This window comes from Larkinella ripae, from assembly GCF_054780775.1.
On the sequence record NZ_BAAGVR010000024.1, the window covers coordinates 228,554 to 251,889 of the forward strand.

Below are 23,336 nucleotides of genomic sequence, written 5' to 3' on the forward strand. Positions count from 1 at the left end.
AAAAGAAGACAAGACAGAAAAGGTACAAGTTACGCATGCAATCGGTTCTGGGGTTGTATTCGTATAGACAACAAAAGCGGCCCGGGCGTTGGAATGATCCAAGTTACAATTTTATGAATACTATTTTGACGCTATTGCCCGCGCGCCAAGCCTTTTTTGTAAACGTCGATGGCCCGGTTGCGCGCCAGGGTGTGCTCAACCATCGGCGGGCGTTCGTCGGGCGTGTTGAACTCAGGCACCCAGCGCCGGATGTACGCGCTCTGGGGATCAAATTTTCGGGCCTGCAAGGTGGGGTTGAACACCCGGAAATACGGGGCCGCATCCGTGCCCGAACCGGCCGCCCACTGCCAGCCGCCGTTGTTGGCCGAGAGGTCGTAATCGCGAAGTTTACGGGCAAAATACGCTTCGCCCCAGCGCCAGTCGATCAGCAGGTGTTTGCAGAGAAAACTGGCCGTGATCATCCGGACGCGGTTGTGCATCCAGCCGGTTTCGTTCAATTGCCGCATCCCGGCGTCCACAATCGGATAGCCCGTTCGGCCTTCGCACCAGCGCTCAAAATCGCCTTCGTGGTTGCGCCAGAGAATGTGGTCGTAGGCGGGTCGGAAGGCCTTTTTTTCGACGTGTGGAAAATGGTCGAGCACCTGAAAATAAAAGTCCCGCCAGACCAGTTCGTTCAGAAAGGTGCCGTTGTGTTCGCGGGCCTGCCGCGCCAGTGCCCGAATGCTGATGGTTCCGAACCGCAGGTGAATGCCCAGTTCGCTCGTTCCCGGTAGCGCCGGAAAATTGCGGGTTTCGGGGTACTGTTTCAGCAATTCGGGGACCACGGTTTTTTCCGGGAAAAGGTCGTCTGCCGGTTTGAAACCAATCGCTTCCAGCGCCGGGATGGGCCGCGCACCGGTTTTCAGGAAGTTGCCGAAATACAGCTCGGTGGGATAGGCTTTAAGCGAAAAGTCCGTCAGGTTGCGGTGCCAGGTGCGGCTGTAGGGCGTAAAAACCGTATACGGTGTGCCGCTGGCGGTCAGCACTTCGTCGCGGTCGAAGATCGTCTGGTCTTTGAACGGGCCGAACGTCGCGCCGTTTTCGGCCAGCAGTTCGGCCACGGCCTTGTCGCGTTCCTTGGCGTATACTTCGTAATCGTAATTGGCGTAAACCGCCTGAACATCAAACTCGGTCAGGAGTTGTTTATACACGTCCAGCGGGTTTCCATGCCGCACGATCAGCGTGGTGCCGAGCGCCCGCAGTTCGATTTGCAGGGCCAGAAGTGTCTGATGGATGAACGTTATCCGCCGGTCGTGTCGATCGTCCAGTGCGTCGAGGATGGCTGGGTCAAAAATAAAAACCGGCAAAACCGGCAAACCGCTCCGGAGTGCGTGGTAGAGCCCGGCATTGTCGGGCAGGCGCAAATCCCGGCGGAACCAGAACAGGGCGATGGGTTCTTTGGCAGACTCAGGCATACGGTTTTTCTTCGGGCAACGGGCGGTTTAACGAAAATGTTACGGTGCCCCGGACTTTTGCCCGTGATATTAGTCAGCCGTATCTATATTTGAAAGTCAATACGGTTTTTCGGCGGAAGCCGGAGAAATCTTCTCAGAATCAAACACGGACGAAACGGGAGCGCCCGCCGGTCCGTGGTACAACTATGCTTGCTCTTCCGATATCTTTAGTTCTGGCGGTTAGTTTTGTGGTCATTGGCGTTTACCTCGAACGAAAGGTTTCGGCGTTTATCCAGGACCGGCTGGGCCCGATGGAGGTAGGCAAATACGGGTTGCTGCAACTGATTGCGGATTTGCTGAAGCTGCTGCAAAAGGAAGACATTGTGCCCCAGGCCGCCGACCGGCGGTTGTTTCTGCTGGCGCCCATGATCATTTTTGCGTCGATTTTTGCCGGGTATGCGGTTTTGCCCCTGACGCCCGATTTGCAGGGCGCCACCACCAGCGTCGGTGTTTTTTACCTGATGGCGATTGTGTCGGTCGATGTGATCGGAATTATGATGGCGGGCTGGGGTTCCAACAACAAGTATTCGCTCCTGGGGGCCATGCGCTCGGTGGCCCAGATTGTTTCCTACGAAATACCGCTGGGGCTGACGATCCTCTGCGTTGTGATGATCGGGCAGACGCTTAATTTGCAGGAGATGAGCTTTCAGCAGGGCATTTATACGGAAGAAACGAATTATTTGTTTGGCCTGAAATTCCTGAATATTGACGTGACCAACTGGGGCGGTTTTTTTAGCTGGAACATCGTTCGCAGCCCGTTTCTGCTGATTGCCTACGTCATTTTTTTCATCACGACCCTGGCCGAAAGCAACCGCGCGCCGTTTGACCTGCCCGAAGGCGAATCCGAACTGGTGGGGGGATACAACACCGAGTACAGCGGGATGCGGTTTGCCCTGCTGATGCTCTCGGAATACGCCATGATGCTGCTCGTCTCCTTTCTGGGGGCCATCTTGTTTCTCGGAAGCTGGAATACGCCCCTGCCCAACCTGGGGCCGCTGCGGCTGGCCGACTGGACGAGCGGTTTGCCGGGCACGGCCTGGGGCAACATCACCGGTTTTTTCTGGCTGTTTGCCAAAGCCATGCTGGCCGTGCTGGTGCAGATGTGGGTTCGCTGGACGTTTCCGCGCGTACGCGTCGATCAGATGATGTTTCTGTGCTGGAAAGTGCTGACGCCCGTTGGCCTGATTCTGCTGTTGATTTCCGGCATCTGGCGGCTGCTGATGGTGTGATAGAAATTCGTGCAACCAATAGGAATGCGAAATGTGTTTACCGGAAAATGATCAGCTATGACACCTACTGAGAAAACCTATCAATCCATTTTGCAGAAACTTAGCCTGATTCCTGTTGAGTACCTCGTACAGGTAGACGAACTTCTGGCCCAGTTCAGCCCTGACAGGCATCATAAAGAAGAGACACGGCAGACCATTCTAAACCTGGCAGGTTGCTGGAATGATATGTCCGAAGAGGATTTTGAGGATTTCCGAAAAGAAGCTAAGAAAACCGGAGACGATCTGTTTAACCGCGCGGTTGATTTATGAAACGAGCGATTATTGATACCGATACACTGTCTTATTTTTTTCGAAACCATCCTTCGGTTGTGGCTAAAATAGATTCTTATTTACGAGAGCATGGCTACCTGCACTTGAGTGTCGTTACTTATTACGAAGTTCTGAATGGACTTTATTACAAAGATGCCCGTAAGCAATTGGATCGGTTTCTGGAGTTCGCTCGTGTGAATTCCGTGCTTCCGCTTAGTCAGGAAAGTGCTCAGTGCGCTGCTGAGATTTTTGCCGAATTACGCAAACAGGGACAAATTATTGGTCATAATGATATCTTGATTGCCGGGACCGCTATCGTCAATGATTTGAGTTTGGTGACCAACAACGTAAATCATTTTGATAGAGTCCCCGGATTGTCAGTTGATAACTGGAGTGAATAGCAGGTGTTGCTGGTATAATGGCACTTTATTTGTCCTGAAACGGTTGTACGGATACAAGTACCTAAATTTACCACATGTCTTTTACGAAATTACCGCTTATTGAGCCGATTCTGAAGGCGCTGAGCACCGAAGGTTATACCACTCCCACCCCCATTCAGGAACAAGCCATCCCGATTTTACTGGAACGCCAGGATTTGCTGGGTTGCGCCCAGACCGGCACCGGAAAAACGGCCGCCTTTGCGATTCCCATTCTCCAGATTCTGAGTGAACAAAGACTGTCGGATCGCGGTCCGAGACCCATCAAGGCCCTGATTCTGACCCCCACCCGCGAACTGGCCATCCAGATTGGCGACAGCTTTACGGCCTACGGCCGGTTTTTGACTTTGCGCCATACGGTTATTTTCGGCGGGGTGTCGCAACACGCCCAGACGCAGGCCCTGAAAACCGGAGTCGATATTCTGATTGCAACACCGGGGCGGCTGCTCGATCTGATGAACCAGCGGTTTGTCGATCTGCGGCACATCGAACTGTTCGTGCTGGACGAAGCCGACCGGATGCTGGATATGGGCTTTATTCACGACGTTAAAAAGGTGATTGCCAAGTTGCCGACGCAACGTCAGTCGTTGTTTTTCTCGGCAACCATGCCGCCCGACGTGGCTAAGCTGGCCGATACCATTCTGAAAAAACCGGCCAAGGTGGAAGTAACACCGGTTTCGTCGACGGCCGAAACCGTGAAGCAAGCGGTTTATTTTGTGGACAAAGCCAACAAAAAACGCCTGCTGATTCACTTACTGAACGATCAGACCATCGGCTCGGCGCTGGTGTTTGCCCGCACGAAACACGGTGCCGACAAAGTAGCCAAAGACCTGGCCAAAGCCGGTATTCAGGCCGAAGCCATTCACGGCAACAAATCCCAGAATGCCCGGCAACGGGCCCTGAGCAACTTTAAAAACCGCCAGACGCGCGTCCTGGTAGCCACTGATATTGCCGCGCGGGGAATCGACGTGGAAGAACTTTCGCACGTTATCAACTACGAACTGCCGAACGTGCCCGAAACGTATGTTCACCGGATTGGGCGAACCGGTCGGGCGGGCAACAACGGAATTGCGTTTTCGTTCTGCGATGCCGAGGAAAAAGAATACCTGCGGGATATTAACAAGCTGATTGCCAAGAATATTCCGGTTGTCGATAACCATCCGTATCCGATGGGAACAGCCCCGGCGGTTGAAGCGCCCGCTCTGCCATCGCGGCCCCAATCGGCAAACAGTTCGAACGGAAACCGCAACGAAATTGCGGGCAACGGTTTTCGGAACGGCAACCGGCGTCGGTTTAGCCGCCGTTAAATGTGAACGACGGCATTTTTCTTTTTCGAGGTGGTCAGATCGGCGGGCAGATGCGCCAGGATTTCCTGTTTCAGCGCGTCGATCAGTTTCCGTTTCAGAAAGCTGCGGTGCATCACCAGACTCACTTCCCGCACGGGTTGCGGAGCCTCGAAAGGCCGGATGCGCGCCTTGCGGGCGTTGTCCATGTCGATCGTGGCCAGGTAAGGCAGTAAAGTAAAACCGTCCTGTTTATCAATCAGTTTGATCAGGGTTTCGAGCGATCCGGTTTCGTACCGGAGCGGTTGGCTGCCGTTCTGTCGTTTGTCGGTTCCGCACAGGCTAACCACCTGATTCCGAAAGCAATGGCCTTCCGTTAACAACCACAAGCCTTCGGTTTTCAGGTCGGTGGATGAAACGACGGTTTTTTGAAACAGCGGGTGCGAATTGGCCGCATAGAGCACAAACGGTTCGTAAAACAACGGAATTTCGACCAACCCGTTTTCGTCCAGCGGAGTGACAATAATCCCGACGTCGATCAGGCCATTTTTGAGTCGCTCCAGCACCTGCTCCGTCATCATTTCCTGAATCTGAACCGTAACGGCCGGGTACTGCTCAATGAACGGCCCGATGAAGTAAGGAAGCAGGTACGGCGCCAGGGTAGGGATGATCCCAAGCCGGAGTTCACCACTGAAATCCTCGCGGGACTCTTTCACAATTTCCGGAATCCGACGGGCCGCCCGCAACACATCGCGGGCCTGATTCAAAATGATTTGGCCGGTTTCGGTCGGCACCACGGGCTGCTTCGATCGGTCGAACAGCAACACGCCCAACTCGTCTTCCAGCTTCTGGATTTGCATACTGAGGGTGGGCTGCGTAACGTGGCAATGATCGGCGGCAGTGGCAAAATGGCGGTACGTATCAACGGCAACGATGTATTCTAACTGCGAAAGGGTCACGATTGGATGGTTGTAATGGTGAATGGCAAAAGGGCTGAACGGGTCAGGATGGGTAGAGGGGAATGTATAAGTCCGAAATCTGCTGTTTATACAACCCTATCTGACCATTAGAACCGTCCAGCCATCCAGTAGTTATCGATACTATCGATGTAAAAATAAAAGATATTGATTGAGTTGATACCATTTGCGTTGTAATTTTGATCAGCCAACTCGCTATTTAGTTATGAACGTATCCGATCGGGATATATCTGCCATGCAACACGCTCCGGCTGGCCGGAGATCCGTCGGCAAAACCGGCGTTCTGATTGTGAACCTGGGAACACCGGATAGCCCGTCGGTGCCGGACGTCCGAAAGTACCTCCGGGAGTTTTTGATGGATGGTCGGGTCATTGATGTGCCGTATGCGCAGCGGTATTTTCTGGTCAATGGCATCATCGCGCCCTTTCGTGCGCCCAAATCGGCCAAGGTATACCGGGAGTTGTGGACCGTTAACGGTTCGCCTTTAAAGTATTACGGCGAGATTGTTGAGCGTGACCTGCAAGCCAGTCTGGGCGACGACTATGTCGTCAAACTGGCGATGCGGTATCAGAATCCGAGTATCGATGCCGGCCTTTCGGCGTTCCAGCAACTGGGTTTGACGGATATTGTCGTCATTCCGTTTTTTCCGCAGTACGCATCGGCCAGCACGGGTTCGGTATACGAGAAAGTAATGGACATTGTGGGGAAATGGCAGGTCATTCCGCGCGTTGCGTTCACGAATAGCTTTCTGGATCACCCAAAATTTATCGAAGGGTTTGCCCAGCGCGCTCGGCAGTACATGGCGCAGGAGTCGTTTGATCATTACCTGTTCAGCTACCACGGTTTGCCCGAGCGTCAGATTCTGAAAGGTGATGTAACCGGCCACGTTTGCAAACTGGGCGATTGCTGCTCCTCGCTGCACAGTATGAATCAATATTGTTACCGGGCGCAGTGTTTTGAGACCACCCGTTTGCTGGTGCAGGCGCTTGGTATTCCGGAAGGAAAATATACCACCAGTTTTCAGTCGAGGCTTGGAAAAAATCCCTGGATAAAACCGTATACGGACGAAGTGATTCCGGAATTAGCCCAAAAAGGAATCAGCAGTGTGCTGGCTTTTTCGCCCGCCTTTGTCGCCGACTGTCTGGAAACGACCATTGAGGTGGGCGAAGAATACCGCGAATTGTTTGAAAAACACGGTGGAAAACGCTGGCAACTGGTCGAAAGTCTGAACGATAGTCCGCTCTGGATCGAGCTTTTAGTCGATCTGGTAAAGCGAGCGGGGTAGGGCAGATTTTGCGTTTATTGCTCAAAAAGGATTATTTTATGTTCAGCTTGATTTCGAGAACCGTAGATTATTAACGCGTTTGACAACAAAAGGCCTGCCTGCTGAAAAAAAATACTATTCCCTCGAAGACTACTTTGCTCTGGAAAAGGGGTCGGACATTAAGCACGAATACCTTGACGGTGTAATTTATGATATGACGGGTGGAAGTCCGGCACATAGCCTGCTTGCCAACAATGTTGGTGCTGAACTCCGGAGCGCTTTGCGGGGAAAACCGTGCTTGGTATACAACTCAGACCTGGCGCTGGCCGTTTCCGAAACCCAGTATGTTTATCCGGATGCCAGTATTATTTGCGGGCCAGTACAGGGATTTGATGTTAATAAAAAGGACGCCAATAATCCCCTTGTCATTATCGAAGTGTTTTCTCCCTCGACGAAAGGATACGACAAGCGCAGGGAATTTAGTCTTTACCGGCAGATTCCTTCGTTTCGCGAGTAGGTTCAAATTAGGCCCGATGGCGTTCTGGTTGAAGTTTTTACCAAAGTTGAAAATGATTTATGGCGGATTGCTTCCTACTGGAAACTAACGGATGTGGTTCGGCTGGAATCCGTCGATGCCGGGATTTCATTGGGTGAACTATACCTCGGAGTGGATGTTCAGGAGGAACGGGAATAACCCAGCCCCGCCATCTGGCGGGGCTGGGTCGTCATCGCCCGTCTTGTTCAGTGACTGATGCCAGCGGTTTTTACCTTGCCGTAAAAGAGGACTTACTCCGCCGAAACCGGGTCAATAATGGTCGATACCTTGCTGATCGAATTTGCCGGAAAACCGCCCAGCCGGGCGTGCTCCCGAATAACCTCCTCGTTGGGACTATTGTAAATGCAATAGATTTTGTCGTCCGTCACGTAACTGTGAACCCACTGAATCTGGGGTCCCAAACCGTTGATAACGCTGCAGGAAGTCTGCGAAATCGCTTTTAACTGATCGGCCGTGAGTTGACCTGCGCCGGGAATTTCCCGTTCAATAACATACTTTGGCATGGTGTTTTAGAGAATTGATACCGTGTAATCTCCTACTCGTGTGGCTTTTCGGTTGCGCCCCGTTTGTGCGGTTTCCGGACTCCGCCCTTTCCCAACCCGGTTTTTGAACGTAAGCCCGGAACCGGTGGGATTGCAACTACTGATACAAAGGTCCCGGGTTTCTTGGCAAAAAAAATCACCGAAATCCGGGATTTTTCGGTCACGGATTTCGGTGATTTTTGAGAAAAGATCGTCTTTGCAACGATGAAAAACCGGCCGCGCGGCCGGTTTTCGCCTGTTTAGCGGGCGGCTACTTCCTGCCCTTTTGGCGTGAATTTCACAACCGCATTTTTTACCGGCTTGACGGTTTTCAGATACGTGAAAATGGCGCCCAGATCTTGGTCATTCATGCCGGCATACATGATCCAGGGCATGATGGTGTTAAATTCCGGATGTTCGAGCGCCGTTGGATGGGTAAAATCCTTTTGCCGGGCCGCATCAAAGCGGGCAATAAACGCCTGTTTGGTCCAGGAGCCAAGGCCGGATTCGGAATCCGGCGTCAAATTTGAGGATTTCACCGTTCCGGACGGCATCGGGAACGACCGGCCACCGGCAAAATCCATTCCCGGTAATTTTTGTCCTTTGTCGTCCACCGGCGTGTGGCACTCTCCGCAACTGGCCAGCGTGACCAGGTACTTGCCGTAAGCCAGCGAATCCGCCGGGTCCGGGCGTTTGCCCCCTTCCGATTTCGCCGGGATCGTGTTGATAATCAAATTCATCGGAAAATCAGATTCGGGTTCCGGAATGGCCTTGTTCTCAATGGGTTTGAGCGTGCGGACATACGCAATAATGGCCTTGATGTCGTCCGGATCGGCCTGCCCGAAATTTCCGTAGGGCATAACCGGAAACAAGGCCCGCCCGTCTTTGCTGACACCGGTGGTAATGGCCCGGTAAATTTCGCCGTCGGTCCAGCCGTTCAGATGAGCCGGCGTGATGTTTCGGGCGTAATAGCTGCCGGGGAATCCCATTTCGCGCGTGAAGGCTTCACCGCCTTTTCCTTCGGTGCCCGCCACCACCGGCCCGCTCGAAATTTTCCAGTCCCGTTCCGAGTGGCAATCAATGCAAACCGCTACGTGGTTGGCCAAATACTTTCCGCGGGCAATCTGGGCCGAATCGGTGCTGATGGTTAGTTCGGGAGCCGGACCAACATTGGGGAGAGCCGTTTTGATGTACGCAACACTACCGGCAACCAGCAGGACCACGACGCCCACCAGGATGCCGAGAATCCGTAGAAACTTTTTCATGCTATAGTTTTTGAAGAGGGAGTAGGTATTTTTACCCGCAAAACTATCTAAAAACCGCCGGAAGTAAGTACTTCAAATCCCTTGATTTATTTATTGGCAAAAAAAAGACCTGCAAGGCCGTAAAAGCCCGCAGGTCCAGTCGATGAAGTGTACAGAATTCCCTTACAAAAGCGTAATCAGCCCTTTGATGACGGAGGCCAGCCGGATGGCGTCGAAAACCCGGGCTTCCGTTGCGCCGTGTTTCAGAACGCTTTCTTCGTGCGAATTAACGCACAACTCGCAGCCGTTGACGGCCGAAACCGCCAGACTCATTAATTCAAAAAATTCTTTGCCCAACACCGGATTCATCATAATGCTCATCCGAATGCCGGGTTGCGTTTGCTGGTAGTACTCTTTTCCGGTAAAATGCCGGAACCGGTAGAACACATTGTTGGTGCTCAGCAGCGACGTACAAGCCAGCGTTTCGGCAATTTCGGCGTCCGTTGCGCCTTCCTGACGGGCCTGCTCCGAAAGGCTGTCGATCAGCGGCTGGTATTTTTCGTTGACGGCTACCGACAACGCCAGCAAACGGGCTTCTTTCTTCGTCAGGTTCTGGCTGCTGTTGAGGACGTTGCCAACGTTAATTTTCAGGTCGCGCAAATACCGGTGGTCAACCTGTCCGAGCGTTTCTAAAGCCGGATAAGAAGCCGTCGTATCCAGCCCCAGGTTGGTCAGCAGCGACAGAACGGTTTCGTTTTGAATGGAAGTGATCATAGTTTGAAGGAAGAAAGGAGAGGGGGAGGGAAGGACGAAAGGAAGGGGCGGTTTTGCCTTTTCCATTCCTCCTTTCCTCCCTTTTCCTTGATTAAGCATTCAGCGTTTCTTCGCCTTTCACCCAGTTGCAGGGGCAAAGTTCGTCGGTTTGCAGGGCGTCCAGCACGCGAATGACTTCGTTGACGTTCCGGCCAACGGACAGGTCGTTCACGGATACCCAGCGAACAATGCCTTGGGGGTCAACGATGTAGGTGACGCGGTAGGCTACTTTTTCGTTGGCTTCCAGGATACCCAGCTCTTCGGCCAGTGATTTTGACGTATCGGCCAGCATCGGGAATCGTAGACCACGCAGGTCATCGTGGTTTTTGCGCCACGCCAGGTGAACAAATTCGCTGTCGGTTGAAGCCCCAACCACCATCGTGTCACGGTCTGCGAAATCTTCGAATTTGTGGTTGAACTCGGCGATTTCGGTCGGACAAACGAACGTAAAATCTTTCGGCCACCAGAACATCACCAGCCATTTGCCAGCCGATTTGTGGTCGTCAGACGAAATTTCGTAAAACTCGTTGCCTTTCTCCAGGGAAACAACGGCCAGTTTTTTGAAGTCCGGAAATTGTGAACCGACGGATACAATATGATTTTTCATAGTTTCTTTAATTTTGTGCAGGTTGTATGAAAATGATTTCTGTACAAAAATGGGAAGAAAATCGACGCGAACCTCATCGTATTTATTGATTCGATATAGATAAAAACGATGAGGAATGTCATTGTGTACGGTATTTAGGCGCATTCCGGATTTCTGTATACCTTCAAATTGGGAATAAGCCAATCATGAATAGTAATAGTGCTATGGCGGATTTGAAAATATAAAAATAAAAAGATCGGATATGACTCGCTGTCTGGCGAAAATCATATCCGATCTGGTAATCGAAAAGAATATTTTTAATAAATCCGTACTTCCATCAGCGCTGCCGGGGCTGGGCCGTTCATGGCTTTTAAATGAATCGTCAGACTGCGGGTTTCGATCGCCTGGTCAAACCGGATTGTGTTGCGCGTCTGGTGATTGTTCGTCTGCTGAAAAACCGGTTCTTTCCGGTCGTTGCAGAGCGTGTAATCACGAACGCAGAAGGGCACTTCCGTTTCCGGATGCGTCATGATAACGGTTTCGAGCGGATGGTCGAAGTCGCCGTCGAAGAACAGTTCCACGCGGCTGATGCGCTGCGTATCCGGCCAGCTTAGCGTCACCGTCGGGTTCGGATCGGTCGGATCGGCCACAAAACCGTTCGGCTGATTCGTGGGCCGCTGCACGCCGTTCCGCAGGTTTTCGACCCCAAACAGCGCAATACCGGGATTGACTTTCAGCGCCAGATTCTGGCCTTTGGGCCGCCGTTCCGGGGTCCAGAACTCAAACGCATCCACGCCAATGTCTTCGGTCGGTTCCTGCTTTCCGAAATTGGAAACAGCCGCGTTCACTTTGTTGAAAACCGACAAAACACCCGTCACCCGCAAGGCGCTGTATGGCAGGCGGATGTGCTCGTTTTTCATGAACAGGACAAAAACGTAAGCCGGTTCTTCAAGCACGGCTTCAAAATTCAGCACCACTTCCTGACGACCTTTCGCAACCGGAATGGTCAGCGTCTGGAGCGTCACGTCCGGCGTATGGTTTTCCGGTTTGCTGCTCCGGCGCAGTTCCACCGTCAGCGTGGTGTCCTGGTCGGCGCTGGCCCAAACCGTCAGGTGCGGAACGGGGCCGGCGGGCAAGGGCAGCATCTGACCAACGGACGACGTCAGTTGCGTTAAGGGACCGTCGGCGGGTAGCTCATTCAGTACCAGTTCGCTGGACGCCGTTAGGGTGGCTGTCCGGGCCAGATCCGCGCCGTCGAACAGGTGCAAACCCGGAATGTGCTGACCGGTTTTGAGCAGTTCCTGCTGCAATTCGTGCATCCGAATGGGTTCAGTCAAGTCGCGGGGAAGCAGGCCATCCCGCGCGCACAGGGCGGCTGCCATGCCCACGGCCTGTCCGCCGTGGGCGCTCGTTCCCATTACGCGCGACGACGCAAAGGCCACGTGCGAGGCACTGATGATCCGGCCGGCAATGAACAGATTTTTAACGTTTTTGCTGTATAAACAGCGGTACGGAATCTGGTACAGGCCCTTGCTATGCCACTGGTTGCAACCCGGTTTTTCGGAAAAGATACCGTCGGCGGGGTGTAAATCCAGCGACCAGCCCCCGAAAGCCACGGCATCGGGATGCGTCCGCTGTTCCACCACATCCTGTTGTTTCAGGATGTAATCACCCTCAAACCGGCGGCTTTCGCGTTTGCCGGGAATCTGCCCGACCCATTCGAGGGTCATGGTTTCGGCTTCGGGAAACTGGCCGGAATTTTTGATGTGGTTCCAGACGCCGTACACCACTTTCCAGAGTTCCCATTTAATGGTTTCCGTATCGTGCACGGTATCCAGCCGCCCGCCGTATTCGATCCACCACAACTGGCAACCAAATTCTTTGGCGTTAAACCGCCGGTAACGCGGGATTTTGGTGATGTCCTGCAAGGCGTAGGAGGGCGGCACAAACCGCACGGGCTTACCGGTATCTTTCGTGTAGAAATACAGCGAATGGCCGAGCAGTTCGCCGTATTCGGCGGTGGGCGCAAACTTCTCGCCAAATTCTTCGGTCGATTCGGCGCCCATCCGAAAAGCCGCTCCGGCCTGAAACGCCACAATGCCGTCGCCCGACGCATCGCAGAACAGCGGAGCCGCCAGGTCGTACGCCGTGCTGTTCTGGGAACAAAACGCTTTGATGCCGCTGATGGTTTCCGGCCCCGATTTTTCAACGTCGTACACCGCCGTGTTCAGCAGGAGCGTAATGTTGGGTTCCTCGACCACTTTTTCGAGTAGAATGGTGTCGAAAATCAACGGGTTGCCTTCGGGGTTGCGGTACAGATTTTCCAGTAAAACCTCGTCGATAAAACCGCCTTCGCGGGCCCAGCGGTTGTTGTTACCCATGTGCGAGGTGGCCCCCAGCACCCACAGCCGGACTTCGCTGGACGAATTGCCGCCCAGCACCGGACGATCCTGTACCAGCACCACGCGGGTGCCGGCGCGGGCGGCCGTAATGGCGCAACAGGTCCCGGAAAGCCCTCCGCCTACCACAATCAAATCAGCTTCGTACCGAACGGTTTTTGGCGTTCGTTTATCGGTTGCTTGTTCGCGTATCATTCGTTAAATCAATCGTTTGTGCCAGAATAGAGAAGCCCGTTGGTTTTAAGATTTCGACGGTTAGGGTTTTATCAAAACCGCTGACCGGCAGCGTAAAGTCCGCCGATTGTCCCGGTTGCAGATCGGGTATGCGCAGGGTTGACGGCCCCGTTTTTAGTTGGTACTGTTTAAGGGCATACGCCGGAAAATCATTCCGGGCCGTTACCCGAAGTTTGAGCTGGTGAACGCCTTCCGGGCCGGGTGCCCAGCTTAGTTTTTCGATGGTTACGGGCGCCATACCGCTGCGGTGGGCGTCGTACAAGGGACGTTTCGAGCGGTCGTGCCGCACCAGGCCCCAGGGGCGGGTGCCGTCGGGGTTGGTGCCGTCGTGCCGGCTCAGGTAATCGTTGTACGACCACCACGACGCGCCGATCACGTACGGCAGTTGGCGAATGTCGCTCAGAAACTTCTCGAGGTGCGGAACCTGCCCCGCTTCACCGTCCTTCCCGTCGGCACGGGTACCGTACTCACTGATAAAAATCGGTTTGTCGGGGTAGAGCGAATGAATGTGTTTCAGAATCGGCGCATGGTTGCCGTAGGTGTTGGTCGAAATGAAATCGCAGTACTGACTGGCTTCGTCTTCCGGTTTTTTGGGCAGAATGTTCAGGCGCATGGACGCGAAGGTGTACAGCCGCGTGGGGTCGAGTTCGCGGGCGTAGGCAATCATGTCTTTGGTCCAGCGCTGTCCGGCGGGTTGTTCGGAAAGGTACTCATTCCCAACGCTGTAGGCAATGATGGAGGGGTGGTTCCAGTCGCGCTCGGCCATCTCGCGAAACTGCTGCCGGAACTTGGTGCGCATGGTGTCGTTGTCCATCTGCCGGGGCGTTAGCTGCCAGTTGCCCGCTTCCGAAATGATGAGCATCCCGTTGCGGTCGGCCCAGTCGTAGACGGTTTCGGAGGGTGTGTAGTGCGTCAGGCGGTGCAACTCCATGCCCGCTTCTTTCATCAGCCGCAGGTCTTTTTCCACCAGCCAATCCGGTTCCAGCGATCCCAGCTTCGGATAATCGACCACCCGGTTTCCGCCCGCAACCCGGATCGGCTGGCCGTTGAGCAGTAACTGGGTTCCCTTTACTTCCACTTTCCGGATGCCAAAATGCGTGCGGACGGTATCGGTCGCGGCCACGACCTGAAGGTCGTACAAGGTCGGCTGGTCAACGCTCCAGAGCTTGACATCGGCGGCTTTTAGGGCCGTTTCGGCTTCCCAAACCGTGGTTTGGTTGGTTGCCTGACCGGATTGCTGTTTCCAGGTGACGTTGACGGGTTTGCCGGTTTGTTCCAGCCGGAACGCCAGTTTCGGGGCCGTTGCGGGGCTGCTGGTGTTGCGGATCCGGGTTTTGACTTTCAGCGTCGCCGTGCCTTTGGCCAGATCGGGTGTGGCTTCCACTTTGACGTTTTCGATGTAGACCGCCGGTTCGACGGTCAGGTAAACCGGACGAATCAGGCCGCCGTAATTAACCCAGCCGGGGAACGGGTCGTTGGGCTGGTTGTTGTCCTTCGAACCGGGAATGGTGGTCGTGCGCCAGGTGTTGTTGTTGACCGAAACGGCGATGGAGTTGTTCCCCGCTTTCAGGTAATCGGTAATGTCGAAATGAAAGGGCGTGTACCCGCCTTCGTGCGTGCCAACTTTCCGGTTGTTGAGCCAGACGACGGTTTCGTAATATGCCGCGTCGAAGTGGAGCAGAACCCGTTTGCCGCCAATCGGTTGCCAGGGGAACGACCGGCGGTACCAGGCAGTTCCGGTGTAAAATTCGTAACGCGGATCAACCGAGAAACAATGGGGTACGGTGACCTTATTCCAGCGGTTGATCGGCAGGTCGTCGCGGTACCATTTGCCGGTTTCGCCCACCTCGTTCGGGTCCATCGCAAAGACCCACTCGCCATTGAGCGGGATGGCCTTCGGATCGTGGATGCGGTATTGCCCAAACGAAGCCGTGGTCAGGAGCAGAAAAAAGAAAACCGTTCGTATGATTTGCTTGTAGTTCATGTAAGAAGTTATTGGTTCACAAAGCCGTTCCGCTTTGTGTTATATTTGTAAAAAAGGATGACCATGGCGACTTCACAAACGGCCTCCACCCAGTTGAGCAACCTTCAGTTGGAATTACTGAAACTTTATCCTTACACCGTTTCGGAAGAGGAATTAAAGGAAATACGGCGGTTGCTGGCGGATTATTTTGCCCAGAAAATTGATGAGGAAATGATCCAGTTAAGTCAGGAGAAAAACTGGAATGGACAAACCCTTGAAAACTGGAAAAGTGAACATTTACGGAGCCACAATCCCCAATGAGAGTTGTTCTGGATATTAATGTTCTGCTGATTGCACTTCCTGTTGCCTCGCCGTATCGTCCAATTTTTGACGCCCTGAAAGCAGAGCGGTTTGAGCTTGTCGTCAGTAACGATATTCTTTCCGAATACCACGAGAAATTTTCCGAAAAAACATCGCCCGGCGTTGCAGACAACGTTGTTAAACTCATCCTCTCGCTTCCAAATTGCACCTTACAATCCGTACACTTTGAATGGAAGTTAATGCACAATGATCCCGACGATAATAAATATGTCGATTGTGCCTTAGTCGCCAATGTCGACCATCTAGTATCAGAAGATCGCCATTTCAGTATTCTTCGTGACATTGTTTTTCCTAAATTATCCGTGATTCGAATTGACGAATTTCTCCGGTTGCTGCAATCCTGACGGTATGTGAACTTTTCGGGACGCCCGCCAGGGAATCAAGGCTGCCACCAAAACGACAACCGAAATGACGGCGGTAATGCCTGCTCCCTGCGTGGTCAGAAAGCTCAGGCCCAGCAGCATCATCGCAGTAAAAGCTAGCGATACGGCAATAATCTGCAACCCAAACCGGTTTTGTTTTTTAACTTCAATGGCTTCTTCCGAACTGACGGTTTCGGCAGCTTCTCTTTTCTTTTGCGCTTTGGCTTGCTGATACGACAATTCTTCAGCGGCTACTTGGTTGCCCGACCGCGCCGAACGTTGGGCCGCCCAGAGTTCATACGCCAGCAACAGCAGCAACGGCAAGCCAACGCCGATGATGGTTTCGGCCCCGCGCGTTAGTTTGAAATCCAGCAGCCAGGGTGAAACCGCTTTGAAAAACAAGTTGACCACGAGCCCGATGCTGGTAATCCAGAGCGTGGCTTTGCCAGTCAGGCGTTTGGAAAACAGCGCCCAGAGGGGCGGAGCCAGCAGCGGCCCGCCCGAAATAGAAGAAATACTGAGAACAACCTCGACAATTCCACCCGCGGCCGGAACCAGCAGTGCAATGATGATCATGCCCAGGCCGAAGAACCAGGAAGAACCGCGCGCTATCCGCATCAGTTGCTTGTCGGATGCCTTTGGGTTGACGAGCCCCTTGTAAATGTCATTGGTGAAAACCGCCGAAACCACGTTCAGAGCCGTGTTGGCGCTGGCCGAAGTCGAAAAGTACATGCCTGTCAGCATCAGTCCCAGCAAACCGGGGGGCAGCACCAGTTTGCAGATCATCAGGTAGGCATTTTCGGTGTCCAGACCGGTCAGCGTGGGATTGATGGCTTTGTAAATCATCGGCGGCAGCATCCAGATCACCGGGCTGACGAGGTATAAACCGGCAAACAGAAACGCCACTTTCCGGGCCGATTTCGGGCTGTCGACGCTCGTATACCGCTGCACGAACGTCCAGTTGCCGCCAATGTAACAGATGTGGTAAATTACAAAAGCCGCCACGAAACCAAACGTGTATTCGCCATTGAGCAGGTTAAAAAAATCGTCGGGAACGGCGCTGGTGAAGCCCGCAAACCCGCCCACGCGATCCAGTGAAAGCGGCAGCAGAATAAATACCGCAGCCGACAGCACCACAAACTGCAATATGTCGGTGACCATCACCGCCCAGAGTCCGCCAACGGCGGTGTAGGCAATCATGAAAATGCCCAAACCGATCGTACAGGGCACCAGCGGCAGGTTCAGCGACGAACTCACCAGCTTGGCCACCGGATACAAGACCGAACCTTTGATGAACAGCGAAACGAGCGTAAAAATGAAAATGTATACTTTCTGAACCGTCGCGCCCAGCCGCTCGCGGATGAACTCGGCCGCCGTCAGCGCACCGGTCGCTTTCCAGCGGGGAGCCAGGTACAGGCCCGTTACCAGTGCACCGATGCACATCGTCCACTGAATCGTGATGGCCACCCAGCCGTGTTTGTAAGCGATCGAGCCCCACGCCACGAACGTTCCGGCGGAGAAAAAACTCATGAACAGCGACAGCCCGCCGATGAACCACGGCACGGCTTCACCGCCCGCAAAAAATGATTTCAGGTTTCGTCCGGTCCGGGCAAACAACATCCCGATGCCCAGCACGAAGGCCGAAAAAACAAAAATGACGAGGGAATCAATGGTTGTATTCATTGGAATAAGTTACTTATTCGCCAGCGTAATTACTTCAAAGCCAAACGGCGGCAGTTGCTTGCGGGTAGCCGCCTGTCCCGGCGCCGTGATCTGAAAGTCGGCCGCCTGGGCGCTGTTGTTCAGCAAAATGGCGAAAATTTTACCCGGTTTTTCCGATTTCGCCAGAAGGCAATCGACCGATGGGTTATCAATCTTCACCCGGTTTTCGTCAATCAGCAGCGTCGCCTTTTCACCGTTGACCGTGCCGGCGGCAAAACCGTAGGTCTGGTGCGGCCCCACTTTGGGCGTAACAAAACCGCGCGGGAACGTGACTTTTCCGTTCGAGCGCAACTCCACTTCGGCCAGCAGGTAGTCCGTCAGCCAGCCGATCTGCCACCAGGCGTGGTGCGGGTACGGCCCCGCGCCCCGGTTCATGGCCTGCCAGTAGTACGAGGCCACGCTGGTTTTGGTGTCCACAAACGCATCGCGACCAATGGCGCCGGCGCGGGCCATGTCGGCAAAAATCGGCTCCTTCGTCATGCCGTACATCCGGATGAACAAACCCGCGTGGCTGCACAACTGAATCGGACCGTGCCGCCCCGCCGAGCCAAAAATCCCGCCGTGTTCGAAACTCAGTCCCGTCTGGCTGATTTCCCAGTCTTCGCGCGGGGTCCCGTTGACGGTTTTGGCTTTACGGCTGGCAATCGGGTGCGTATAAATCGAGGTCGTGTAAATCTTGGCGCAGGTGATGGCGGCTTGCTTGTACCGTTCGTCTTTCGTCAGGTCATACAGGTCCAGAAACGCCTGGGCCGACTGGCCGGTGGCAAAGTCGGGCGCGTAGCGGGCATCGCCACAGACCCCCAGGAAGCTCCCGGTTTCGACGGCGTTTTTAATCAGCCAGTCGGCGCCTTTGCGGGCAGCCGCGAGGTATTTCGGGTCGTTCAGCAGCCGATGCGCCACAATCATTCCGTAGAAGGTGGGCCGAACGTCCTGAATGTCCTTGAAAATTTCCTGCTCGTTTTGTTTGTCGTAGGCCACCGCCCAGCTACCGTCCGGTTTTTGCCAAGTCAGTAGCCGTTCGGCTCCGAAGCGCAACCGGTTTTTCAACTCCTGATCGTCCGGTTCGAACAGCATCATGTTACCAATGTCGAGCATCGTGTAATACGTCAGGGCTATCGGCTCGACCACGGCGCCCCATTCCTCGACGAACTTCTTCGATTTCGCCAGATAATACTGGCCCTCGACGGCCCCCTTGAAAAAATTATTGGCGGTTTCCTGCTGCACCAGCTTGAAATTTTCGGCGTAGGGCAGCACGTTTTGGGTCAGCAGCGAGTCGCCGGTGGCCGTCGCCAGCATCCACATCGCACCGTAGTCCGAGTTTTTCATGGCGTCCTTGTTCGACCCGACCACCCCGCCCAGGTACGATTGCGCACCAATTTTCTTTCCTTCAAACTCTTCGACGTTCCAGAGCGACGTTTTGGGGTCGGTCAGATAGTGGTGCATTTGCTGGATGCGGTTGGTCAGCGATTGTTTACTTTTCCGCAGCGCCAGCGTCTCCTTAAACTGATAAATGTCGTAAACCGTATGATTCAGCGCTTTGAACCAGTCGCCGTCGGTGAGGCTGTAACGGAAGGTGTAGCTGATGGTTTCGCCCGGTTTCAGCGCCGATTTCGGTTCACCCAGCACGGGGAAATACAGCGTCGGCGAAAGCTGCGCCCTGCGGTTCATGTGCGACAGGCCGATGTTCCAGTCGAGCTGCGTGATTTTGTCGTTCGCCCACGGATCGCGCGCCAGCCCCGGTTCCGGGATCACCGAAAGCGTCAGGCCATTTTGGATGCTGATCATGGGCGAAAGCGTACTGGCGCAGCGTTCACGGTATAAAACCGGCAAAGTTGGAATGCCGTGACCGTAGGCGTAGGCCAGCACAAAGTTGGGCTGGAGCTTGTTGCCCTGAAAATACCCCGGAACCGTCGCCCACGTCAGATTTTGTTCGGGAATGTCGGCCAGCGTGGGTGTCGCTAAGGAGAAAAAACCGCCTTTTCGGGCCGTCAGCGTTTGCTTCACGATCACATCCTGCGGGAATTTCGGGTCGATGCTCCACTCGGTGCTGACCGTGCCTGCCTCGGTTTCCTGCCGGAACGTCAGGCGGTTTTTACCGGTCTGCCGGGCTTCTTTCGGAAAAAAATGAAGCGCCTGTCCGGCGGTATTCAGCGAAACCGGGCTGGTACATTCGGCCCATTGCACCTGCTGGTAATGGTATTCTTTCTCCGGGAAATCAACGCCGGTAATCGTCTTGAAAGTCGTTTCGGACGGTCGGCCGCTGCTGTTGTCCGACGGTTTTTCGGCGGCAAACAGCAAGGTGTTTTCGCCGGAGGGCTTGGCCAGCGTCTGCCATTGTCGGCCTTTCTGGGCGGCTACCTTCTGTAACCGCCAGCCGCTGGCCGTCGATTCCCAGACCAACTGAATCCGGTCGTTCGACAGACTGACGGTTTTTGGTTTCTGGGCAAAACCGCCGAGACTAATTACGATGAAGACTAAAATTAGGTTGTATTTCATGGCAAAAACCGGGTTGTCAGTTTCTTTTAAGCGCAAACTGATCGATTTGAATGGAATCACTTACGGTTTGGCCGGAGCGGGCTCATCTTTGATGATCGCCATAAATTCCGGCAAATGTTCCTGATAAACTCCGCGCGGTGACGTATTGTATTTTTTGGCCACGTAAGCCGCAAAACCGACCACTTCGCCCATCATCCCGCAGGTCCGCATGACGCGGGTACTGCCGAAGGCGACGTGGGTGGTGCTGATGTTCCGCCCGGCCATGAACAGATTCGTGATGTTTTTGGAATACAGACAGCGGTACGGAATGGTGTACGGCGCTACTTTGATGTGCTTGGTTCCGGCGAAAAACTCCTGACCCTCAAAGTATTTGCTGTTTTTGGTGTCCGGAAAGTGCAGGTCGATGGTCCAGGTGGCCGTCACGGTGCCGTCCGAATACTGCTTGCCTTCCTGAATATCCATCTGGTTCAGAACGTAGTCGCCCAGCAGCCGCCGGGATTCGCGTTTGCCGCCGATGTAGGCCACCCACGCCAGCTGGCTCTTGCCGTATTTATTTTTCTTGTTGTTTTTCAGGTACGACCAGTTGCCGAAGATCGCCCGCAGGTTGTGATCGCGGATTTTCTCCGCGTCGGTGATGGTGTTGAAGTTACCAAAACCGGTTTCCCACTGCCAGTCCGACCGCCCTTCGTCGATGTGGTATTCGTCCGAGAAGGGCAGCGCCCAGGGGACTTCGGGAAACGAGGTGGCCGTATCGCGTTCCAGCGACGCCCAGAGGTTGGAGGTGCCCAGCGTGAAATTATCGGATTTTTCGGCCGCCAGCGACTCGCCGGTTTCGGCTTTGCTTTCGCGGCCAAAGCGGTAGTCGGCCCCGGCCAGATGGCCCAGCGTGCCGTCGCCCGTGCAGTCGGAGAAATACGTGCCCGTAAACCGAACCTCTTGGTTGGTGGCAATATCCCGACCGACGACGGCGGCAATAGCGTTACCTTTTTTCTCTATTTTGTACACGTGGGTGTTCAGGTACAGCGTCAGGTTCCGCTCGCCTTTGACAATCTGGGTTTTCCGGACATCGCCGTATTCCTGCCCGTCCGGGTGACCGTTTCCGGGGTCGCCATTGTCCATTTCGCGCACAATCCGGCCTAGTTTCGGGTAGTGATTTTTATCCACATCGCCCCGCAAATGCACCCGAACTTCGGAGCTGTTGTTGCCGCCCAACACCGGACGGTCCTGAATCAGGGCCACTTTCAAACCCATCCGCGCGGCTGAAATGGCCGCGCAGGTTCCGGCAATACCGCCACCGACCACGACCAGATCGAAGTTGCCGGCTTCGGCGGGTTTGTCGGTCAGGTGCAGCAATCTGTTCCGAAAAGCCGTCAGGTCGGCGGGTTTGTCGGGGGGCGTAAACTTCGGCGCGTTGGTAAACAGAATGGCGTCGCAGCGGCCGTTGAAACCCGTCAGGTCGTGCAGCGCGAGTTTAAGCTGGTCGGTTTTGACGTCAATTTCACCGCCCGGATACCATTTCCAGGCTTCCGAACCGCTCTCGCCAAAAACCGTATTGACCGGTTTGCCGTCGAGAACCAGCTGAAATTTACCCGGACCTTTCGGAAACGGCGCCCAGTCTTTGGTCCGCACCCAGACCTGGTATTTGCCTTTTTTGGGGAAGTTCACGGTGGTGGTCGCGTCCTTGACCGGTCGCCCCAGGCCGTGCGCCATCAGATACGAAGAACCGATGACCACAAACGACTGCTGGTCAATGACCCAGCCGCCCTTGTTTTCAAACGATTCGGTGTCCACCAAAACGTGGTCCTGGGCGGCCAGTTGCCAGGAAATGAGCAGGCTAAAGAGGGTTTTGAAGAAGGTTTTCATGCGGATCGTCAGGTTGTGTCGGTTTAGGTGTTGGGTTTAGGGATGTCGTTTGGATTACAGATCCCGCCCGGCGGTACTGGTTTTATAAACTTTCATTTTCGCTTGAACCGCCGGATTTTTCGGTTTTAAAGCCGTCAGAACGCGGTAGATTTCAGCCGTATAGTCCTGATTGGAATGGGTCAGATGACTGGCCAGCGTCAGCACGGTTTTTTCCGGCAACTTCGGTTGCGCAGCCAGCAGATTCAGCATCAGGTTAAATTGTTCCGGATTGGCGTTGACCACGCTTTGTGCCAGTTGATGGGCCAGCGGAGCCTGAAAAGGAACCGTCGCCAGCTTTTTCAGGATGGCGATTTGAATGGGATAGGCGGCTTTCGCGTAAGTTTCCCACAGCCAGGTTTGCCGGTCCGTGCCCGTAAAAAACCGGCTGTTTACTTTTTGCAGCGCATACCGGGCCGTGAAAACGTTTTTGGCCCGCATGATCTGCATCAGGTCGGGGCTGAACGACGCGGAAACCTGGCCGGTTTTGTCGATCACGCGCTCCATCGCCCAATACTGGTAATAATGGTTGTTACTGGTTAGAAATTCGTGCAGCAGCGCGTCACTCCGGTAGGTCTCGGTGATTTTCAGCATTTCGGCCCCAACCGGGCCGTGCGCCAAATGCCAGAGGGTATAGCAGGTGTAGACGGCACCGTCAATCACCTCGTTTTTGATGGTTTTCAGGGTGACTCCGGCCTTTGCATCCACCGAGTCGGCCAGGTTTTCGGTGCCTTTCCCGATCAGGTCTTCCATCGCCACGTCCTTCAGCAGCGAGTTTGGGTTGCTCAGAATGTCCTGCAACTTTTCGTAATCGTCCGGCTTGAATTCCCGGTGGTCCATCTTGGTCAGCACCTCGCGGGGCGGAAAGTCGAACCGGAGGTAGTTGCCCAGCAAATCCCAGTAGAAATTAATGTAAACCGGTTTGCATTCGCCCGTCAGGCAAACCGGCGTGAACACGTTCCGGAAGAAATAAGCCGGTTTTTCCGATTCGTCCAGCGCCAGTTTCAGCACGTAGGTCGTCGTATCGTTTTCGGTGATGGTAAACTCCCGGATTTTGTTCGGGCGGAAAAAACCGGGCACCGGCGGTAGGGCCGCCAGGCCGTCGTTTCCGGCGACGACCAGCAACAGGATCAGGATTCCCAAACTACCGCTTTTGTTTCGCATACGT

20 protein-coding genes are annotated in these 23,336 nt (G+C 54.2%); 8 read left to right on the forward strand and 12 right to left on the reverse strand.

Annotation, left to right across the window (positions count from 1 at the left end):
- Positions 1–131 precede the first annotated feature (131 nt).
- The gene (locus ACYVHX_RS19640; protein ID WP_460673383.1) at positions 132–1,454 is read right to left on the reverse strand and encodes a cryptochrome/photolyase family protein; all 1,323 of its coding nucleotides are present in this window, start codon (positions 1,452–1,454) and stop codon (positions 132–134) included.
- A 185-nt stretch (positions 1,455–1,639) separates the two neighbouring features.
- Between ACYVHX_RS19640 and ACYVHX_RS19645 the strand changes: the two genes are divergently transcribed.
- The 4 genes from ACYVHX_RS19645 (at position 1,640) to ACYVHX_RS19660 (ending at position 4,775) form a co-directional block, all read left to right on the forward strand.
- Positions 1,640–2,722, forward strand: coding sequence for a complex I subunit 1/NuoH family protein (locus ACYVHX_RS19645; protein ID WP_460673384.1), 1,083 nt, complete (start codon positions 1,640–1,642; stop codon positions 2,720–2,722).
- A gap of 57 nt (positions 2,723–2,779) precedes the next feature.
- Positions 2,780–3,031 (forward strand): hypothetical protein, encoded by a 252-nt coding sequence (locus ACYVHX_RS19650; RefSeq protein ID WP_460673385.1) that lies wholly within the window; start codon positions 2,780–2,782, stop codon positions 3,029–3,031.
- The gene (locus tag ACYVHX_RS19655; RefSeq protein WP_460673386.1) at positions 3,028–3,432 is read left to right on the forward strand and encodes a PIN domain-containing protein; all 405 of its coding nucleotides are present in this window, start codon (positions 3,028–3,030) and stop codon (positions 3,430–3,432) included. The genes ACYVHX_RS19650 and ACYVHX_RS19655 overlap by 4 nt, the downstream gene beginning before the upstream one ends.
- Positions 3,433–3,506: 74 nt before the next feature.
- On the forward strand, positions 3,507–4,775 hold the full coding sequence (locus ACYVHX_RS19660; protein ID WP_460673387.1) for a DEAD/DEAH box helicase: 1,269 nt from the start codon (positions 3,507–3,509) through the stop codon (positions 4,773–4,775).
- Here ACYVHX_RS19660 and ACYVHX_RS19665 read toward each other — a convergent pair.
- A complete protein-coding gene (locus ACYVHX_RS19665) occupies positions 4,772–5,710 on the reverse strand; it encodes a LysR substrate-binding domain-containing protein (RefSeq protein WP_460673388.1) in 939 nt (312 codons plus the stop codon). The genes ACYVHX_RS19660 and ACYVHX_RS19665 overlap by 4 nt on opposite strands.
- Before the next feature lie 223 nt (positions 5,711–5,933).
- Here ACYVHX_RS19665 and hemH point away from each other — a divergent pair, with 223 nt between their 5' ends.
- Positions 5,934–7,013, forward strand: coding sequence for a ferrochelatase (gene hemH / locus ACYVHX_RS19670; protein WP_460673389.1), 1,080 nt, complete (start codon positions 5,934–5,936; stop codon positions 7,011–7,013).
- A gap of 79 nt (positions 7,014–7,092) precedes the next feature.
- Entirely contained in the window at positions 7,093–7,509 is a 417-nt protein-coding gene (locus ACYVHX_RS19675; RefSeq protein WP_460673390.1) for a Uma2 family endonuclease, read from the forward strand.
- Positions 7,510–7,778: 269 nt separating this feature from the next.
- Here ACYVHX_RS19675 and ACYVHX_RS19680 read toward each other — a convergent pair whose 3' ends face one another.
- From ACYVHX_RS19680 to ACYVHX_RS19705, 6 genes are all read right to left on the reverse strand, one after another.
- The gene (locus ACYVHX_RS19680; protein WP_460673391.1) at positions 7,779–8,051 is read right to left on the reverse strand and encodes a DUF4242 domain-containing protein; all 273 of its coding nucleotides are present in this window, start codon (positions 8,049–8,051) and stop codon (positions 7,779–7,781) included.
- Positions 8,052–8,329: 278 nt separating this feature from the next.
- Complete coding sequence (locus tag ACYVHX_RS19685; protein WP_460673392.1) at positions 8,330–9,334, reverse strand: c-type cytochrome; 1,005 nt, start codon at positions 9,332–9,334, stop codon at positions 8,330–8,332.
- Positions 9,335–9,496: 162 nt separating this feature from the next.
- Positions 9,497–10,087, reverse strand: coding sequence for a carboxymuconolactone decarboxylase family protein (locus tag ACYVHX_RS19690; RefSeq protein ID WP_460673393.1), 591 nt, complete (start codon positions 10,085–10,087; stop codon positions 9,497–9,499).
- Between the two features lie 91 nt (positions 10,088–10,178).
- Positions 10,179–10,733, reverse strand: a complete 555-nt coding sequence (locus ACYVHX_RS19695) for a peroxiredoxin (protein ID WP_460673394.1) — start codon at positions 10,731–10,733, stop codon at positions 10,179–10,181.
- 296 nt (positions 10,734–11,029) lie between these two features.
- Positions 11,030–13,306 (reverse strand): FAD-dependent oxidoreductase, encoded by a 2,277-nt coding sequence (locus tag ACYVHX_RS19700; RefSeq protein WP_460673395.1) that lies wholly within the window; start codon positions 13,304–13,306, stop codon positions 11,030–11,032.
- Entirely contained in the window at positions 13,281–15,329 is a 2,049-nt protein-coding gene (locus tag ACYVHX_RS19705) for a glycoside hydrolase family 2 protein (protein WP_460673396.1), read from the reverse strand. Before ACYVHX_RS19705 ends, ACYVHX_RS19700 begins: the two co-directional genes overlap by 26 nt.
- Before the next feature lie 63 nt (positions 15,330–15,392).
- Between ACYVHX_RS19705 and ACYVHX_RS19710 the strand changes: the two genes are divergently transcribed.
- Together ACYVHX_RS19710 and ACYVHX_RS19715 are read left to right on the forward strand one after the other, a co-directional pair.
- Positions 15,393–15,629: a hypothetical protein gene (locus ACYVHX_RS19710; protein ID WP_460673397.1), complete on the forward strand. Its 237-nt coding sequence runs from the start codon at positions 15,393–15,395 to the stop codon at positions 15,627–15,629.
- Positions 15,626–16,033: a putative toxin-antitoxin system toxin component, PIN family gene (locus ACYVHX_RS19715; protein ID WP_460673398.1), complete on the forward strand. Its 408-nt coding sequence runs from the start codon at positions 15,626–15,628 to the stop codon at positions 16,031–16,033. Before ACYVHX_RS19710 ends, ACYVHX_RS19715 begins: the two co-directional genes overlap by 4 nt.
- Here ACYVHX_RS19715 and ACYVHX_RS19720 read toward each other — a convergent pair.
- Genes ACYVHX_RS19720 through ACYVHX_RS19735 form a run of 4 tightly spaced genes read right to left on the reverse strand, consistent with a single transcriptional unit; the run spans position 15,986 to position 23,332 of the window.
- Positions 15,986–17,734 carry a sodium:solute symporter family protein gene (locus ACYVHX_RS19720; protein WP_460673399.1) on the reverse strand — a complete coding sequence of 583 codons (1,749 nt, stop codon included), beginning with the start codon at positions 17,732–17,734 and terminating at the stop codon, positions 15,986–15,988. The genes ACYVHX_RS19715 and ACYVHX_RS19720 overlap by 48 nt on opposite strands.
- Before the next feature lie 9 nt (positions 17,735–17,743).
- Positions 17,744–20,269 (reverse strand): glycerophosphoryl diester phosphodiesterase, encoded by a 2,526-nt coding sequence (locus ACYVHX_RS19725; protein WP_460673400.1) that lies wholly within the window; start codon positions 20,267–20,269, stop codon positions 17,744–17,746.
- A gap of 60 nt (positions 20,270–20,329) precedes the next feature.
- Positions 20,330–22,132, reverse strand: a complete 1,803-nt coding sequence (locus ACYVHX_RS19730) for an FAD-dependent oxidoreductase (protein WP_460673401.1) — start codon at positions 22,130–22,132, stop codon at positions 20,330–20,332.
- A 54-nt stretch (positions 22,133–22,186) separates the two neighbouring features.
- Positions 22,187–23,332 (reverse strand): hypothetical protein, encoded by a 1,146-nt coding sequence (locus ACYVHX_RS19735; RefSeq protein ID WP_460673402.1) that lies wholly within the window; start codon positions 23,330–23,332, stop codon positions 22,187–22,189.
- Positions 23,333–23,336 lie beyond the last annotated feature (4 nt).